16 protein-coding genes and 1 tRNA gene are annotated in these 16,464 nt (G+C 64.0%); 11 read left to right on the forward strand and 6 right to left on the reverse strand.

Going from position 1 to position 16,464, the window contains the following annotated elements; all coding sequences use genetic code 11:
* Positions 1 to 10: 10 nt before the first annotated feature.
* Positions 11 to 86, reverse strand: a tRNA-Ile gene (locus ACMA5I_RS05875).
* 101 nt (positions 87 to 187) lie between these two features.
* Between ACMA5I_RS05875 and purM the strand changes: the two genes are divergently transcribed.
* Together purM and purN are read left to right on the forward strand one after the other, a co-directional pair.
* Positions 188 to 1,225 carry a phosphoribosylformylglycinamidine cyclo-ligase gene (gene purM, locus ACMA5I_RS05880; RefSeq protein WP_525885309.1) on the forward strand — a complete coding sequence of 346 codons (1,038 nt, stop codon included), beginning with the start codon at positions 188 to 190 and terminating at the stop codon, positions 1,223 to 1,225.
* Positions 1,222 to 1,788: a phosphoribosylglycinamide formyltransferase gene (gene purN / locus ACMA5I_RS05885; protein WP_525885310.1), complete on the forward strand. Its 567-nt coding sequence runs from the start codon at positions 1,222 to 1,224 to the stop codon at positions 1,786 to 1,788. Before purM ends, purN begins: the two co-directional genes overlap by 4 nt.
* A gap of 49 nt (positions 1,789 to 1,837) precedes the next feature.
* Here purN and ndk read toward each other — a convergent pair whose 3' ends face one another.
* Entirely contained in the window at positions 1,838 to 2,260 is a 423-nt protein-coding gene (ndk, locus tag ACMA5I_RS05890; RefSeq protein ID WP_525885311.1) for a nucleoside-diphosphate kinase, read from the reverse strand.
* 106 nt (positions 2,261 to 2,366) lie between these two features.
* Between ndk and ACMA5I_RS05895 the strand changes: the two genes are divergently transcribed.
* Genes ACMA5I_RS05895 through ACMA5I_RS05905 form a run of 3 tightly spaced genes read left to right on the forward strand, consistent with a single transcriptional unit; the run spans position 2,367 to position 5,462 of the window.
* Positions 2,367 to 4,262, forward strand: coding sequence for an ABC-F family ATP-binding cassette domain-containing protein (locus ACMA5I_RS05895; RefSeq protein ID WP_525885312.1), 1,896 nt, complete (start codon positions 2,367 to 2,369; stop codon positions 4,260 to 4,262).
* A 1-nt stretch (position 4,263) separates the two neighbouring features.
* Positions 4,264 to 4,887 (forward strand): MarC family protein, encoded by a 624-nt coding sequence (locus ACMA5I_RS05900; RefSeq protein WP_525885313.1) that lies wholly within the window; start codon positions 4,264 to 4,266, stop codon positions 4,885 to 4,887.
* Entirely contained in the window at positions 4,884 to 5,462 is a 579-nt protein-coding gene (locus tag ACMA5I_RS05905; RefSeq protein WP_525885314.1) for a retropepsin-like aspartic protease family protein, read from the forward strand. The genes ACMA5I_RS05900 and ACMA5I_RS05905 overlap by 4 nt, the downstream gene beginning before the upstream one ends.
* A gap of 3 nt (positions 5,463 to 5,465) precedes the next feature.
* On the opposite strand, the gene ACMA5I_RS05910 is transcribed toward ACMA5I_RS05905, so the two are convergent.
* Genes ACMA5I_RS05910 through ACMA5I_RS05920 form a run of 3 tightly spaced genes read right to left on the reverse strand, consistent with a single transcriptional unit; the run spans position 5,466 to position 8,253 of the window.
* The gene (locus tag ACMA5I_RS05910) at positions 5,466 to 6,368 is read right to left on the reverse strand and encodes a hypothetical protein (RefSeq protein ID WP_525885315.1); all 903 of its coding nucleotides are present in this window, start codon (positions 6,366 to 6,368) and stop codon (positions 5,466 to 5,468) included.
* Positions 6,361 to 6,822 carry a DNA polymerase III subunit chi gene (locus tag ACMA5I_RS05915; protein ID WP_525885316.1) on the reverse strand — a complete coding sequence of 154 codons (462 nt, stop codon included), beginning with the start codon at positions 6,820 to 6,822 and terminating at the stop codon, positions 6,361 to 6,363. Before ACMA5I_RS05915 ends, ACMA5I_RS05910 begins: the two co-directional genes overlap by 8 nt.
* Before the next feature lie 6 nt (positions 6,823 to 6,828).
* Positions 6,829 to 8,253, reverse strand: a complete 1,425-nt coding sequence (locus tag ACMA5I_RS05920; RefSeq protein WP_525885317.1) for a leucyl aminopeptidase — start codon at positions 8,251 to 8,253, stop codon at positions 6,829 to 6,831.
* Positions 8,254 to 8,367: 114 nt separating this feature from the next.
* On the opposite strand from ACMA5I_RS05920, the gene ACMA5I_RS05925 reads away from it, so the two are divergent.
* From ACMA5I_RS05925 to rsmA, 6 genes are read left to right on the forward strand one after another with little or no spacing between them, the layout of a single operon-like run.
* Positions 8,368 to 9,459, forward strand: coding sequence for an LptF/LptG family permease (locus tag ACMA5I_RS05925; protein ID WP_525885318.1), 1,092 nt, complete (start codon positions 8,368 to 8,370; stop codon positions 9,457 to 9,459).
* A complete protein-coding gene (lptG, locus tag ACMA5I_RS05930) occupies positions 9,456 to 10,556 on the forward strand; it encodes an LPS export ABC transporter permease LptG (RefSeq protein WP_525885319.1) in 1,101 nt (366 codons plus the stop codon). The genes ACMA5I_RS05925 and lptG overlap by 4 nt, the downstream gene beginning before the upstream one ends.
* Positions 10,556 to 12,634, forward strand: a complete 2,079-nt coding sequence (gene lptD, locus ACMA5I_RS05935; protein ID WP_525885320.1) for an LPS assembly protein LptD — start codon at positions 10,556 to 10,558, stop codon at positions 12,632 to 12,634. Before lptG ends, lptD begins: the two co-directional genes overlap by 1 nt.
* A 28-nt stretch (positions 12,635 to 12,662) precedes the next feature.
* Positions 12,663 to 13,901, forward strand: coding sequence for a peptidylprolyl isomerase (locus tag ACMA5I_RS05940; RefSeq protein ID WP_525885321.1), 1,239 nt, complete (start codon positions 12,663 to 12,665; stop codon positions 13,899 to 13,901).
* 23 nt (positions 13,902 to 13,924) lie between these two features.
* On the forward strand, positions 13,925 to 14,839 hold the full coding sequence (gene pdxA / locus ACMA5I_RS05945; protein ID WP_525885658.1) for a 4-hydroxythreonine-4-phosphate dehydrogenase PdxA: 915 nt from the start codon (positions 13,925 to 13,927) through the stop codon (positions 14,837 to 14,839).
* Positions 14,836 to 15,672 carry a 16S rRNA (adenine(1518)-N(6)/adenine(1519)-N(6))-dimethyltransferase RsmA gene (gene rsmA / locus ACMA5I_RS05950; protein WP_525885322.1) on the forward strand — a complete coding sequence of 279 codons (837 nt, stop codon included), beginning with the start codon at positions 14,836 to 14,838 and terminating at the stop codon, positions 15,670 to 15,672. Before pdxA ends, rsmA begins: the two co-directional genes overlap by 4 nt.
* 26 nt (positions 15,673 to 15,698) lie before the next feature.
* On the opposite strand, the gene ACMA5I_RS05955 is transcribed toward rsmA, so the two are convergent.
* On the reverse strand, positions 15,699 to 16,292 hold the full coding sequence (locus tag ACMA5I_RS05955) for a DUF4167 domain-containing protein (protein WP_525885323.1): 594 nt from the start codon (positions 16,290 to 16,292) through the stop codon (positions 15,699 to 15,701).
* Positions 16,293 to 16,464 lie beyond the last annotated feature (172 nt).

Below are 16,464 nucleotides of genomic sequence, written 5' to 3' on the forward strand. Positions count from 1 at the left end.
TTTGGAAATGTGGTAGGCCCGGAGGGATTTGAACCCCCAACCAAAGCGTTATGAGCGCTCTGCTCTAACCGTTGAGCTACAGGCCCGCCAAGACTGCCCTAAGCCGCGTGTCCAGAGAGGTCAAGTCGCATCGGACTTGGCGGGGCGCGCGGCCTTCGTTATGAGAGGCGCAAAGCCGGAGGATCTCATGACATCGAAGCCCACCCCCACCACTTATAAAGACGCTGGCGTTGATATCGACGCGGGCAATGCGCTGGTCGAAGCGATCAAACCGGCGGCCAAACGCACGGCGCGTAGCGGGATGATGGCGGGGCTTGGCGGCTTCGGCGCGCTGTTTGACCCGAAGGCCGCGGGCTATGACGATCCGGTTCTGGTCGCCGCGACGGACGGGGTCGGCACCAAGCTGCGGGTCGCGCTGGAGACGGGGCGGTTCGACGGCATCGGGCAGGATCTCGTTGCCATGTGCGTCAATGATCTGATCTGCCAAGGCGCGGAGCCGCTGTTTTTCCTCGACTATTTCGCGACTGGCAAACTCGACACCGCCCGCGCGACCACCATCATCGAAGGCATTGCGAAGGGCTGCGAGCTTTCCGGCTGCGCGCTCATCGGCGGCGAGACGGCGGAAATGCCCGGCCTCTATGCGGGCGATGATTTTGACCTCGCGGGCTTCGCCGTCGGCGCCATGAACCGGGGCGCGCATCTGCCGCAGGATGTGGCGGAAGGCGATGTGCTGCTCGGCCTCGCCTCCTCCGGCGTCCATTCCAACGGCTATTCGCTTATCCGCAAACTGGTCGCGCAGAGCGGCCAGACATGGGATTCGGATTTCGACGGCGGCACTCTCGGCGACTCGCTGATCACGCCGACCCGCATCTATGTGAAACCGCTCCTCAAAGCGATCCGCGCGGACGGCGTCCACGGCCTCGCCCATATCACCGGCGGCGGGCTGACCGAGAACCTGCCCCGCCTCTTCCCCGAAGGTGTCGGCGCGACGGTCGATCTCGATGCCTGGGACTTGCCGCCGCTTTTCAAATGGTTGCGCGGCGAGGCTCAACTCGACGAGACCGAAATGCTGAAAACCTTCAACTGCGGGATCGGCATGATCCTCGCCGTCGCACCAGACCGGGCGGACGCGATTGCCGAATTGCTGGAAGCCGAAGGCGAGACCGTCACGCGCCTCGGGCAACTCACATCGGGCAGCGGCGTCACCTATGAGGGCGCTCTGTGAGCCGACCGCGCGTCGCGATTCTGATCTCGGGCAGCGGGTCCAACATGGTTTCGCTGGTCAAGGATATGCAGGCGGCCGACTATGCCGAGCCAATCCTCGTCCTGTCGAACAAGGCGAGCGCGGGCGGGTTGGAGAAAGCCGAAGCCCTCGGGATCCCCACGCAAACCGTGCCGAGCAAGGGCCGCGCCCGCGAGGAGTTCGAGGCCGATCTTGACGCGGCATTGCGCGAAGCAAACCCCGATGTGATCTGCCTTGCCGGTTTCATGCGGGTGCTGAACGCGGCGTTTGTCCGCAAATGGGAGGGCAAGATGCTGAATATCCACCCGTCCCTGCTCCCGAAATATAAAGGTCTGCACACCCATGCCCGCGCGATTGAGGCGGGCGATGCGGTCCATGGCTGCACCGTGCATCTGGTCACGCCGGAACTGGATGACGGCCCGATCCTCGGGCAGGCCGAAATCCCGATTGAGGCGGGCGACACGCCGGACAGCCTCGCCGCGAAACTCCTGCCCCATGAGCATCGCCTCTACCCGGCCATGCTCCGCAAATTCCTCGCAAAATAAAAGGCCGCCCCGAAGGACGGCCCTTTAAAAACTTCGCCTAACCCTAAGATTAGCCGACGATTTCGAGACCCGAGAAGAAGAATGCAATCTCTTCCTGCGCGGTTTCCGGAGCGTCCGAACCGTGGACCGAGTTCTCGCCAATCGACTGGGCGAACTCTTTGCGGATGGTGCCTTCCGCGGCTTCCGCCGGGTTGGTCGCGCCCATCACTTCGCGGTTTTTCGCAATCGCATTCTCGCCTTCGAGAACCTGCGCCACGATGGGGCCGGAGGACATGAAATCGACCAGCTCGCCGAAGAACGGACGCTCGGCATGGACCGCATAAAACTGCTCGGCCTGACGGCGCGACAGGCGCAGGCGTTTCTGGGCGACGACCTTCAGGCCAGCCTCTTCCAGTTTCGCCACGATTTTGCCGGTCAGGTCACGGGCGGTTGCGTCGGGTTTGATCATCGAAAACGTGCGTTCAATAGCCATGTCGAGGCTCCTTTGCTCTAGATTTGCGCCCGGTTAACATGCGTCCGCGCCGCTGCCTAGCCCAAATCAGACTGGCCCCGGTCAAAGGCGGGTGTTAGGGGAGATCATGCTGACGATAAGTGATCTGACCTACCGCATTGATGGCCGCGCCCTGTTCGATCAGGCGAGCGCCCGAATCCCCGAAGGCCACAAGGTCGGGATCGTCGGGCGCAACGGCACGGGCAAAACCACGCTGTTCCGGCTTATCCGGGGTGAGATCGCGCCGGAATCGGGTGAGATCAGCATCCCCAAACGCGCCCGCATCGGCGGTGTCGCGCAGGAGGCACCCGCCAGCGATATCAGCCTGTTGGAAACGGTTCTTCAAGCGGATACCGAACGCGCGCGCCTGCTCCGCGAGGCCGATGAGGCAACCGATCCCATGGAGATCGCCGAGATCCAGATGCGGCTCGCCGATATCGACGCTTATTCGGCTGAGGCCCGCGCGGGCGCGATCCTCTCCGGCCTCGGGTTCAACGCCGAAGCGCAGCAACGCCCTTGCAAGGATTTCTCCGGCGGCTGGCGGATGCGCGTCGCGCTGGCGGCGGTGCTGTTCTCCGCGCCGGATTTGCTGCTGCTCGACGAGCCGACCAACTATCTCGACCTCGAAGGCACGATGTGGCTGGAAAACTTCATCGCCCGCTACCCCCATTCGGCGCTGATCATCTCCCACGACCGCCAGCTTCTGAACCGCGCGGTGACCGGCATCCTGCATCTCGAAGATCGCAATCTGACCTATTACGCCGGCAATTATGATGAATTCGCGCGCCGCCGTGCCGCGCAGCGCGAGCAGCAGGCCGCCGCGAAGAAGAAGCAGGACGCGACCCGCGCGCATCTGCAAAGCTATGTGGACCGCTTCCGTTACAAGGCGAGCAAGGCCAAACAGGCGCAGAGCCGCCTCAAGATGCTGGAGAAGATGGAGGTCATCGCCGATGTGGTCGAAACCGGCGTGGCCGCGTTCAACTTCCCCAGCCCGACGGAGCTGTCCCCGCCCATTCTGCGGCTTGAAGATGTCGCCGTAGGTTACGGAGATCGCAAGGTTTTGCACCATCTCAACCTGCGCATCGACCCGGATGACCGTATCGCCCTTTTGGGTGCAAACGGGCAAGGCAAATCCACGTTTGCCAAGCTTCTGGCCGAACGTCTCGACCCGATGGAGGGCGACATCACCCGCGCCTCCAAGCTCAAGATCGGCTATTTCGCCCAGCATCAGCTCGACGAGCTGCGCGCCGAGGAGACGCCGATTCAGCATCTCGCCCGCGCCCTGCCCGATCTGCCGCCCGCCAAACTCCGCGCGCGGTTGGCCTCTTCCGGCATCCCCAACGCGATTGCCGACAACAAGGTGCGCGACCTTTCGGGTGGGCAAAAAGCGCGGCTGGCGATGCTGCTCGCGATGATCGACGCGCCGCATCTCATCCTGCTCGACGAACCGACCAACCACCTCGATATGGAGAGTCGCGAGGCGCTGATCATGGCGCTCAACGATTACGAAGGCGCGGTGATCGTGATCAGCCACGATCCGCATTTGCTCGGCGCAGTGGCGGACCGGCTGTGGCTCGTTAAAGGCGGCGCAGTAACGGGCTATGAGGGCGATCTCGACACCTATCGCCGCCTGCTGCTCTCCGAGCGCGGCGGTCAGGAGCCGGGCGCGAAGGCCGCCAAACAGGCGAAGCCGGAGCCTACTCCGGCCAAGCCCGCGCCAAAGCCTGCCGCGTCCAAATCAGACCGCAAGAGCCTCGAAAAAGCCGCCGCCGAGGCCGAAGCGCGGCTCGAAAAACTGGACATCATGCGCCTCAAACTCGACGCGCATTTGGCCAATCCGAAGCTCTATGATCCCGACAACCTTGAGAAAACCCGCGAAATGCAGGAGAAACATGCGGAACTGATGCGCATGATCGAGAAGGCCGAAGACGCCTGGATGCAGGCGCAAAACGCTCTGGACGCAGCCGACAGGGAGGCCGGTTAACATGGCGGAATGGACCGAAATTTTCATCGCGGCGTTCGTCAGCTTTTTCGTGATCGTGGACCCGGTCGGCCTCACGCCGATCTATCTCGCCCTCACCCAAGGCATGAGCAAGGAGCGCCGCCGCGGCATCACATATCGCGCCATCGCGGTCGGCCTCGGCCTGATGCTGCTCTTCGGCGTAGCGGGCGAAACCGTGCTTTCCACCATCGGGATCGGGATGCCCGCCTTCCGCATTTCCGGCGGGCTGCTGCTGTTTATGACAGCCATCGAAATGTTGTTTGAAAAGCGCACCCAGCGCCGCGAAGATCAGGCCGAAGCCGATGACCGCCCGGACCCCGCCGTCTTTCCGCTCGCCCTTCCGCTCCTCGCCGGACCCGGCGCGCTGACCACGATGATCCTTCTCACGGGTCAGCAAGAGGGCAATCTCAGCGGCCTCGCAGCGGTTTATGCCGCCCTGATCGCCGTCTTTAGCATTTGCTTCCTGCTCTTCTCCTCCGGTAACTTTTTGGAACGCATCTTGCGCCAGACGGGGATCAACCTCATCTCTAGACTGCTGGGGATGCTGCTCGCGGCGCTCGCGGTGCAATTTGTGGTGGATGGCATGAAGGGTTTGGGAATTCTGTGACCGGGGATGACACTGCGCGCCTGCTTTATCTGTCCCTTTTCGGGATCGCGATTGCGTCGATGCTGTTCGGCTCCTACCGGATGCGGCTCGGCAAGGCGGTGCAATCCCTTGGAATCTGGGCCCTTATCATCGTCGGCGCGATGGCGCTTTACCGATTTCAGGAGCCGGTGAAGAACTTCCTCAACCCCGTCAAACCGCCCGTCATCGCCGCCGGAGAAGTCATCCTGACCCGCAGTCCGGACGGCCATTTCTACACCCGCATCGAAGTGGACGGGGTCGAGATCGACGCCATGGTCGACACCGGTGCCAGCACGCTCGCGCTGACGCATCGCGACATTGAACGCATCGGGCGCGATCCGGAAAATCTCGTTTTCATGACCGAAGTGCGCACCGCCAATGGCGTGACCCGCGGCGCACCGGTGACGCTCAATTCCGTCGCCCTCGGCCCCTTTGAGATCAACGACATGCGCGGGATTGTCGTGGACGGCCAGATGGATCAGGCGCTTCTGGGGATGAACTTCCTCCAGCATTTCAGCCTCACCATCGAAGGCAACGAAATGCATCTGCGCCGCTGACGTCTAAACCGTGATCCGTGTCACCCCGTCCATCTGCGCCAGCGCCGCCCAATCCTCCGCATAAGCCGCCTGTAGCGCGGCTTTTTCTGCGTCCAAAAGCGGGTCGAATTTGGGGAAGCGGTCGCTGACGGGCATCGCGCGCACAATGGCGGCGGTTTCCGCCCGCCACGCCGCCTTGGGCTGAAACCGGCGATAACGCCCCTCCATGTCCACAACCGCAGCGGCAGACGGCGTTTGCGTGATCTGCGGCGGCGGAAGGTCGGGCATGTCGTCAAACACCGCGCGCGGCAAGCCCGTGAGCGCGGCGATGATATGCGATGCGTGGTCGCCGTAATCTTCCTGTCGCCAGATGGTTATCGGTGTGTCTGGAAGCGCAGCCCGCAGGCGATCAACGATACCGGTCCAACGTGGCGGCGCTTCGGTGATCCGCTCGCGGAACGCAGTGAGATAGCAGGGGCGACATTGCCGCAGATGCAGGCCCTCCGCATAAGCGCCCGGCGCGAGGCCAGCAAAGCAGCGGATCGAGAGGAACAGACGCACCGGCGCACCCTCCGCCATCCCGCGAACAATCTGCGGCACACGCTGTTCGAGGCGCGGATAAGGTTGCGCGTCAAGTATTTGCGCGCATCGGCCCAGAATATTCTCTTCGGACACGATCCGGACGGGCAGACCGGACAGCGCCGCCAAATCCTCCGCAATCCCCCGCTCAAATGCCGCACCACCGAACTGATACCGCCAATTCGGCCGCCAGAGATGCTTTTGCAGAATCGGTCGCACCGCGTCGCGCGGCAGATAGGCCACGCCCTGCGCGGCCAGCGCGTCCGCCATCGCGGCGAGCGTGTCCTGAAGATGCGTCGTCGCCGTCTTATGCGCCCCGATATGGAGACGCCATTCCGCTTCAGCCATTGCTCGCTTTTTTCTCCCAGCCACGCTCGCCCTCGGCCCAGTAGGTTGCCGTCAGCCCTGCGGCTGTCGCGGCGCGCCAGGAGGCGCGGGCCGCTTCGGTTTCTTCCGGGTCATGGCCGTTGAATAACAGGCACATACGGTCGAGTCCGCTCACTTCTGTGGGATCAAAAGCGGCCCCTTCAACCAAAAAAACAAGGTTCGGCTGGTTGGGCCGCTCCGTTCCGGCAGTCAGGAACACGGGCTGCTCCGTCTCCATCCCCATGGACGCCGTGCCATGGGGCAAAAACCCCTCCTTGCGACTTGTCCAGAGCGCCAGATCGAGATCATCGAGCCGGTCCGCCATCCCCGTCTGCACCACCGCCCGCCACCCGCGCGAGAGGCTTTTGTCGAGCAGCGTGTAGAGCGTCTCGATCAGCGGCGCGCGTGTCAGATGGTAGAAAAGAACCTCGCCCATGCTGGCTCATTTGCCCTCATACTGATCGCGGACAAGCTGATCGAGCGCGCGGATCCCCCAGCCGGTTGCCCCTTTCGGCGCGAGATCCGTATCGCTCGGCGTGTCGGAGACCCCCGCAATGTCGATATGGATCCACGGCATTTTCGGCTTGATGAAGCGGTGGAGGAACTGCGCCGCCGTGATCGACCCGGCATAGCGCCCGCCGACGTTTTTCATATCCGCCTTAGGGCAATCGATCAGCTTGTCATAGGCGGGACCAATCGGGAGCTGCCACGCCTGCTCCCCGGCCCGGTCCGCCGATTTAAGGAACTGGTTTGCAAACTTGTCGTCATTGGAGAAAATTCCGGCATATTCATGGCCAAGCGCCACCAGCATCGCGCCGGTCAGGGTCGCCAGATCAATAATCGCTGCCGGGTCGTGCTTCTCCTGCACATACCAAAGCGCATCGGCGAGAACGAGGCGGCCTTCGGCATCCGTGTTGATCACCTCAATCGTGTCGCCCTTCATGGATTTGACGATATCACCAGGCCGCTGCGCCTTGCCGTCTGGCATGTTTTCGACAATGCCGACGACGCCGACCACATTGGCCTTCGCCTTGCGCAGCGCCAGCGCCCTCATGGTGCCCGCGACCGTGGCCGAGCCGCCCATATCGCCGACCATCGCTTCCATCCCGGCGGCGGGCTTGATCGAAATGCCGCCCGTATCGAACACCACGCCCTTGCCGACCAGCGCCAGCGGCTTGGCTTTGCCGCCACCATTCCAGCGCATGACCACCAGTTTCGACGGGCTGGCCGACCCCTGCCCGACCGCGAGCAGCGCCCGCATCCCGAGCTTTTCCATCGCCGTTTCGTCCAGCACCTCAACCTCAAGGCCAAGCTTGCTCATCTCGGCAAGGCGTTCGGCATAATTTTCGGTGGTGAGGATATTGGCGGGCTCATTCACAAGATCGCGGGCGAAATACACCCCCTCGGCCAGCGCCGTGTGATCGCCGTTCTCCAGACTGGCCGGTTTGCTGTGCAGGATGGTGAAGGTCGGCGCGGATTTCGCATCCGCCTTATACTGATCGAACCGATAGGCCCGCAGCGCCAGCCCGAACACAAATTCGCCAGCCTCCTTCACGCCATCGAGCGCAATCACCGCATTTTTCGCGCCAAGCACCTTGGCGACATCCGCGCCCGCCTTGCGCGCGTCCTCGGGCTTCGCCGTGGCCTTCAGCTTGACGACGAACACCTCCTCCGCCTTCAACTCCGCCGCATAGGCAAAGCGCAGAACCTCGCCCTCCTTGGCGTCCTTGATCGGTTTGGCCACGCGTTTCAGGAACGCTTCGGCCTCCTTGCCCGGCTTGGTGCCCGAAACCAGAACCAGACGCGCCGCGCCCGTCACCGCTTTTGCAGTCATTTTTTTGAAATCCAGTTTCGGCATCTCGGTCATGGCACCATCCTTTGGCAGCGATTCATTACAGACGGATTGATGCTATTGCCTCGCGCCTCTCTTGACCAGTCAACGCAGAACGCGGCACAACCCTTGAGAACCACCGGAGCAAATATGCGCCTAGACCGCTATCTTTTCACACAGCTCATGGGGCCCTTTGCCTTTTTCGCGCTGCTCCTTGTGGGGATTGTGTGGCTTGGGCAGAGCTTGCGTGTCGTGGAGCTGGTGGCCGGGTCCGGCGAAGCGGTCGGGCGCATCCTGTCGCTCTCGCTGCTCCTGATCCCGCCGGTCATGGTCGATGTGCTGCCCGTCGCGGCGCTGGCGGGCACGATGCTGACCCTGTCGCGGCTCACCCGGGAGAGCGAAATGGTGGTGATGAAATCGGCGGGCCAAACGCCCGCCGCGCTGCTCCGCCCCATTGGCGCGTTCGGTTTGGTGGTGGCGCTGATGGTGGTGATCCTCGCCGGGTTCCTCGCCCCCAAAGCCCGCTATGATCTCGCGGATCAACGGCAGGAAATCGGACAGGACATCGCCGCCGCGATCCTTCAGGACGGCCAGTTCATCGAGCCGGTCGATGGCGTGACTCTCTTTCTCACGGACAGTTCCAGCGCCGGTGAAATTCGCGGCATCTTCATCTCGGACCGGCGCGACGCGGCGCAGGAAGTCACCTACAGCGCCACCCGCGCCCTGCTCACCCGCAACGATCAGGGCACGCCCCTCTTGATGCTTTTCGACGGCACGGTCATTCGCGCGGGCGATGCGAGGGAGATCGAGAGCGGGCGGTTCGAGCGCTTTTCCATGGACTTAAGCGGCATGATCGAGAGCGAGCCGGTCGAGATGCGCCCGCGCTATTACGCCCTGCCCGCCCTCTTCGCGCCGGATGCGGATATGCTGACGGATCGCGATGCAGGCGAATATCGCGCCGAGGCCCATGCCCGTCTTGGCCTCGCCCTGCTCGGTTTCGTCTTCCCACTTGTCGCAGGCGCAAGCTACACCACCGGCAGCTATTCGCGGCGCGGAAGCCGCCGGCCCCTCATTCGCGCGCTGATCGTCGCCACCCTCGCTTATATCGCGGTCAAGCTGATCTCCGGGCAGGCCGAGGACAACCCGGCGCTGGCCCCGATGATCTACGCCCCGGCGCTTGCGGCGCTCATCTGGACGGCGGCGCTCGTCACCCTTGATCGCAGGAGCTGGCGCGCCATATGACCCTCTCGCTCTACATCCTCCGCCGTTTCCTGCGCAGCTTCACCGGCGCGCTCTGCTCGCTCGCCCTGCTGATCGCGCTGCTCGACGGATTCGAGCAGACCCGCGAATATTCCGGCGAGGGCGCATCCTTCGCCGATATCGCCGCGCTGACCCTCCTGCGCCTGCCCGAGCTGTTGCAACAGGCCCTGCCGATCATTTTCCTCGTGGCGAGCCTCTGGCTCTTCATCGGCCTCGCCCGCAGTTCCGAGCTGGTCATCATCCGCGCGGCGGGCCTTTCGGGGGTGCGCACCATGGGCCTCGTCGCCGGGCTGGCGCTGCTGATCGGCGGGTTCCTGACGCTGATCCTCGACCCGCTCGCCGCCGTTACCGGCCCGGCGGAAGACCGCATATTGGAACGTTACGGCGAGACCCCCACCAGCCGGATCACCCTCGCGGGCGGCGCGATCTGGCTGCGCCAACAGGACAACGGCGAAAGCGCGATCATCTCCGCCCGCCGCATCGCGCCCTCGGGCGACCTGCTGACCGACGCGATCTTCTACCGCTACGATGCTGACGGGCGCCTGCGCGACCGGATCTCCGCCGATCAGGCGCAACTGACCGATGAGGGCTGGCTTTTGCAAAACGGCCGCATCTGGCCAATGGACCGGCCCGAGAGCAACCCGGCCGCCATCGCCGAAGATTTCACCGAAGCGCTCGTGCCGACCCCGCTCTCAGCCGCTGATATCCTCGGCAGTTTCGCGACACCCGGCGCGATCCCGCTTTGGGAGCTTCCGGGCGTCATTGATCGGCTGGAAAGTTCCGGCCTCTCGGCGACCGCATGGCGGGTGCATTTCCAAAGCCTGCTCGCCCGACCGATCCTGATGGCGGCAATGGTCATGATCGGCTCGGCCTTCGCCATGCGCCATGTGCGTTTTGGCGGCGTGGGCCTCCGCGTCACCATGGCGCTCCTTGCCGGTTTTGTGCTTTATATTCTGCAAGATATCTCCCGCAGCTTCGGCATCGCCGGAAACCTGCCGGTCGGCGTCGCGGCCTGGACCCCGCCGATTGCAGCGATCCTGCTTGCGTTCTCGCTGCTCTTGCATCTGGAGGATGGCTGATGCTGCGTGCCGCGGCCCTTGTGCTCACCTTGGCCACACCGGCCCTTGCCCAGCAATCGGCGCTGATTGCCGATATGGTGACGGTCGATGGCGATCTCGTCACCGCCGAGGGCAATGTCGAGATCTATGCCGAGGAAGGCCGCCTCACCGCGAGCCGCGTCATCTATGACCAGTCCACCGGCGAGATCCGCGCCGAGGATTTGCTGCTGCAAGGCCCGGATGGCGAGGTCGTCACCGCCGAAGATGCGGTGATCGACGACGAGATGGAGGACGCGCTGATCAACGGCGCGCGGCTCCTGCTCGACGAGCGCTTCCAGATCGCCGCCGCCGAAGCCAAACGCACCGCCGGGCGCTGGACCACCGCGTTCAACGCCACCGCCACCGCTTGCGGGATCTGCGAGACGGAGGACACCCCCCTCTGGCGTATCCGCGCCGCCAAGATCCTGCGCGACGAGGTGGAGGGCCAGATCTGGTTTGAGGACGCCCGGTTCGACCTCCTCGGTGTCCCGATCTTCGGCCTGCCGCGCCTGCGCATGGCCGACCCCTCTGCGGGCCGCGCCTCGGGCATTCTGCCCGCCCATATCACCCATTCCGGCGTCTATGGTCTCGGGGTCAAACTGCCGTTTTTCTACGTTCTCGGCCCGCGCTCGGATGTCACACTCACGCCCTTCGTCACCAGCATGGGGACGGTGCTCTTCGAGCCGGAATACCGGCTGAACTTCTCCGGCGGCGGGCTGCGGATCAACGGGGCCTTTGCGCTGATGGAGGAAGGCGATCTGACCGCCGACCGCGGCATGATTTCCATCGACGCCTGGGCCGATCTCGGCAATGGCTATCTCTTCAACGCCGATGTGAACGCCGCCGATGACGAAAGTTTCCTCTCCGATTACGACTATTCGGACACGGACCGCCTGACCTCCATCGTCACCATTTCGCGGCTCCGCGCGCATGACTATTTCGCCGTCTCGATGCTCGCCTTTCAGGATTTCCGCGACGATGTAGACAAGAGCGAGATCCCCTTCGTCTTGCCCGATATGACCTTCCGCCGCACCTTCGACGATGACTATGGTGGCGGGCGGTTCGGCCTCTCGGCGGACGCGCTCGGCCTTTACCGCGAAGAGGGCCGCTCCGTGTTTCGCGCCGGTATCGGCGGCGATTATTTCAAGGCCTTCACCCTGCCCGCAGGCATCCGCGCCGAGACCACCTTCGAGATTTTCGCCGATGGCTGGCGGGTCTGGGACGATCCTGCCTTTGACGAGGACGAGATCATCTGGCGCACCGGCCATCAGGCGCAGGTCGATCTGCGCTGGCCATGGTCGAAATCCGGCAGCGATGGCGTGACCCATATCGTCGAGCCGGTGGTCCAGCTTGTCGCCTCGGATGTGTCGACCCAGGACGTGCCCAATGACGACTCGCTTCAGGTGGAGTTTGACGAGACCAACCTTTTCGACATCGACCGCTATCCCGGCGACGACCGCGTCGAGACCGGCAAACGCGCCCATATCGGGGTGAATTACCGCCGCATCGCGCCTTCGGGCTGGACCATCGGCACCACGGTCGGACAGGTCCTGCGCCTCGACCCCGAAGAGGATTTCGACGAGATTTCCGGCCTCGACGGCAAGGAATCCGATTTCGTCGGCGCCGCCTATTTCGTCACCGAAGACACCAGCCTCGTGGCCCGCGCGCTCTTTGACAACGATTTCGAACTCTCCCGCTTCGAAGTGCTGGCCGATTACAATTTCGACCCGTTCAGCTTCGATGTGGCCTATGCCTATCTGGAACCCGACGCGACAGCCGGGGCGCTGGAAACCCGCGAAGAGATTGATTTCGACATCGGCTGGGACGTGAACCGCCGCTGGTCGGTCACCGCCGGGCTTCAGCGCAACCTCAAGGACGACGAAAATGTCGAGGCGCGCGGCGGTCTTATCTACCGTCACGACTGCGCGATACTTGACCTTTCCGTGTCGCGCAGCTTTACAACATCCAATAACATCGAAGCCTCGACCAATGTCGGGCTGGATCTCTCGCTCGCCGGTTTCAGCGCGGGCAATTATCCGGCCCGCGAATGCAGCAGATAAAGGCCGCCGCGCCTGAAGGATCAACGCTATGAAATTTTTCGCCCTCGCGCTCATGTCTCTGCCGCTGGCCATGCCGGTGATGATCGCTGCGCCTGCGGCCGCGCAGGCCCCGCAAAACGCGGCGATCCTCGTGAATGGCGATGCGATCACCTATCACATGATCAATGAGCGCGCCCGCTTCGTGGAAGTCGCAGGCGGCGGCGCGGACCCGGTATCGACCGCGCGCGACCAGCTGATCGACGAGGCGCTGCAACTGCAATATGCGCGCCGTGTCGGCGCAGCGGCGAGCACCGCCGATATCGCCGACGGGATGCAGGAATATGCCGGCCGCCGAAACATGTCGCCGGAAGAGCTAATCAGCGCGCTGGAAGGACAGGGCGTGAGCGCCTCGACCGTGCGCCGTCTGGTCGAAGCCGGGGTGAGCTGGCGCAATGTGGTTCAGGCGCAGTTCCGGGGCCGCGCGACGCCCTCCGAGCGGGCCGTCGATGGGGTGATGATCAACCGCCAGAACGCGGTCACCGAGACAATCCGCCTCCGCGAAATCGCCCTGCCCTTTGCCGAACATGGCGAGGCCGGCACCCGCGCGCTGGCGCAGCGGCTCGTCGCGCAGACCAATGCCGGGGCGAATTTCTCCACGCTCATCCAGCAATATTCGCGCTCGCGCAGCGCGCTTCAGGGTGGCTATCTCGACTGGATGCCCCTTGGCAACCTGCCCCCGCAACTGCGCTCGCAGCTTGAGAACGCCGCCCCCGGACAGGCCGCGACCTTTGAGCTTCCGGTCGGTATCCTCGTGATGCAGCTTGCCGAGCGCCGGGAGGAAAAAGTGCCGATGCGTGTCTCCGTGACCTATGCGAAAGGCGTGATCCCGATGCCGCAGGGCTATGAGGCCGCGATGCAGCAAGCCGCCGGGATGGCCACGCAGTTCGACACTTGCGACGGGTTCGAAAGCCACGGCGCGCAGCAGATGGGCACCCATGAAGTGGACAATCTGCCCGGCGATGTGGCCATGGCGCTTGCCCGCCTCGACCGCAACGAGATCAGCTATGAGCTGACGGAGGGCAACAATCTGCAAATGCTGATGCTCTGCGAGCGGGTCATCACGCCGCGCGATCAGGTCATGCCGGAGCCGGTGGAGGGCGAGGACATGCCCCCCGTCGCCGATGCCACGCAGCAGGCCGCGAATGCCGTGTTCAACCAGAACCTGAACGCGCTTGGCGAGGGCCTCTTGCAGGAGCTGCGCCGCCGCGCGGTGATTGAGGAGTTGTGAGCCGCCAACCCGTCGCGCTGACCATGGGCGACCCGGCGGGCGTCGGGCCGGAGATCACGCAAAAAGCCTGGGGCGCGATTGGCGCGGAGGTGCCGTTTTTCGTCATAGGCGATGCGGCGCTTTATCCCGGCGCGAGCGTGATCGAGACGCCGGAGGCGGCGCTTCACGCGACCTCTCTGCCCGTCCTGCACCGCCCCTTGCCGGGGCCGGTGACGCCCGGCCAGCCGACCCCTGAAAACGCCGCCGCGATCATCGACAGCATCCGCGAGGGTGTGGATCTGGTCACGGCGGGCGCGGCGGGCGCTCTCTGCACCAACCCGATCAACAAGGCCGCGCTCAAAGACGGCGCGGATTTCGCCTATCCCGGCCACACCGAATTTCTCGCGGCGCTGACGGAGAGCCCCCGCCCCGTGATGATGCTCGCGGGCGAAGGTCTGCGCGTCGTGCCGGTGACGATCCATATCGCGCTCGAAGAGGTGCCCGCCGCGCTCACGCCGGACCTGATTGAGGAAACCATCCGCATCACCGACGCGAGCCTGCGCCGTATGGGGATCGCGCGTCCGCGCCTCGCCGTGGCGGGCCTCAACCCCCATGCGGGCGAGCAGGGCAAAATGGGCCGCGCGGAGATCGACATGATCGGGCCGCCGCTCGAGCGCCTGAAAGCCGAGGGTCTCGCCATTACCGGCCCGCATCCGGCGGACACCATGTTCCACCCGGCGGCGCGCGCGCGCTATGACGTCGCGATCTGCATGTATCACGATCAGGCGCTGATCCCGATCAAGACGGTGGATTTCGCGGGCGGCGTCAATGTCACGCTCGGCCTGCCGATCACCCGCACCTCGCCCGATCACGGCACCGCCTACGACATCGCGGGCCAAGGCGTCGCCGATGCGCAAAGCCTGATCGCCGCGCTCAAAATGGCGGCAGAGCTGGCATGATCGACAGCCTTCCCCCCTTGCGCGACGTGATCGCGGCCCATGATCTCAGAGCGAAAAAATCGCTCGGGCAGAACTTCCTGATGGACCTCAACCTCACCGCGAAAATCGCGCGGCAGGCGGGGGATTTGTCGGAATGTGATGTGCTGGAAATCGGCCCCGGCCCCGGCGGGCTGACGCGCGGGCTTCTGGCCGAAGGCGCGCGCCATGTGGTCGCCATCGAGCGCGACAGCCGCGCCATTCCGGCCCTCGATGAGATCGCCGCCGCCTATCCGGGCCGCCTCACGGTGCTGGAAGGCGACGCGCTGGCCCTCGATCCCGCCGCGCATCTGACCCCGCCCGTCCGCATCGCCGCCAATCTGCCCTATAATATCGGCACCGAACTGCTCGTCCGCTGGCTCACGCCGCCGACATGGCCGCCGTTTTGGCAGAGCCTGACGCTGATGTTTCAAAAGGAAGTCGCGCAGCGGATCGTGGCGCAGCCGGGCAGCAAGGCCTACGGGCGGCTCGCGATACTGGCACAATGGCGCTGCGAGGCGCGTATGGCGATGGAAATTCCGCCCGCTGCCTTCACACCGCCGCCCAAAGTGCATTCGGCGGTCGTCCATCTCACCGCTCTGCCCGAACCGCGCTATCCGGCGGATGCGGAGGTGCTGAGCCGCACCGTCGCCGCCGCTTTCGGGCAGCGCCGCAAAATGCTGCGCGCCAGCCTCAAGGGCCTCGCGCCGGATATCGAAGATCGTCTGGAAGCGTCCGGCATCAAGCCAACCGCGCGGGCCGAAGAGATTGAACTGGAACGTTTCTGCGCCCTCGCCCGAAACCTCGCCGCCACATAAAAAACCCCGCCGAAGCGGGGCTTTGATCACTCTGCGGAGCTGGCTGCGCGCGGCTCAACCGTGCCAGCGGCCTTGCGCCGGCGGGTCTTGGGCTTGTCTTCGCCCTCCGCCGCATCAGCAGACTGGGCCTCCGCCTCTTCGGCTGCTTTTTCCGCCTTGGGCTTGCGACCGCGCTTTTTCGGCGCAGGCTTTTCCCCTTCATCGGACGCCGCCTCGCTCGCCGTATCCTTTTGATCCGGCTTGGACTTGCCCTCGGGCGTTTCGACGATGTTGCTGTCGCTCTCATCGTCGCTGCTGTTGTCCTGATCCTGACCGCGCTGCTCATTGCGGCGCTGGTCCTCGCGGCTCTGGCGCTCGGCCTGCTCGCGATACGCCTCGTTCAGAAGGCGCGTATAATGCTCGGCATGTTGCTGATAGTTTTCAGCCGCCACACGGTCCCCCGAGAGCTGCGCGTCACGCGCCAGCGAGGTATATTTTTCAATAACTTGTGCCGGGGTTCCGCGCACACGGCCGTCCGGGCCGGCGCTGTCAAAGACACGGTTGATGACATTCCCCGAAGAACGGCCACCGCGGTTATTGTTCTTGTTGTTGCGCGAACGCGATTTGTTAGAAGCTCTCATAAACTCTGTTTCACATCAGTTTATCACAAAGACCGGCGCTCCTGAGGGAGCGTCAAATTTCTAGAAACCGATCAGCAAAGCACTCCGCGACCTCCAACCCCGTGGTCTCAACCTGAAGTGCTTCTGCCCTTATAAATGCCGAAAAACGTAACGCAACCCTTAAAATCGAGGC

Origin of the sequence: Jujubicoccus corallicola (genome assembly GCF_047345645.1) — a bacterium.
GTDB lineage: Bacteria > Pseudomonadota > Alphaproteobacteria > Rhodobacterales > Rhodobacteraceae > JBLEFH01.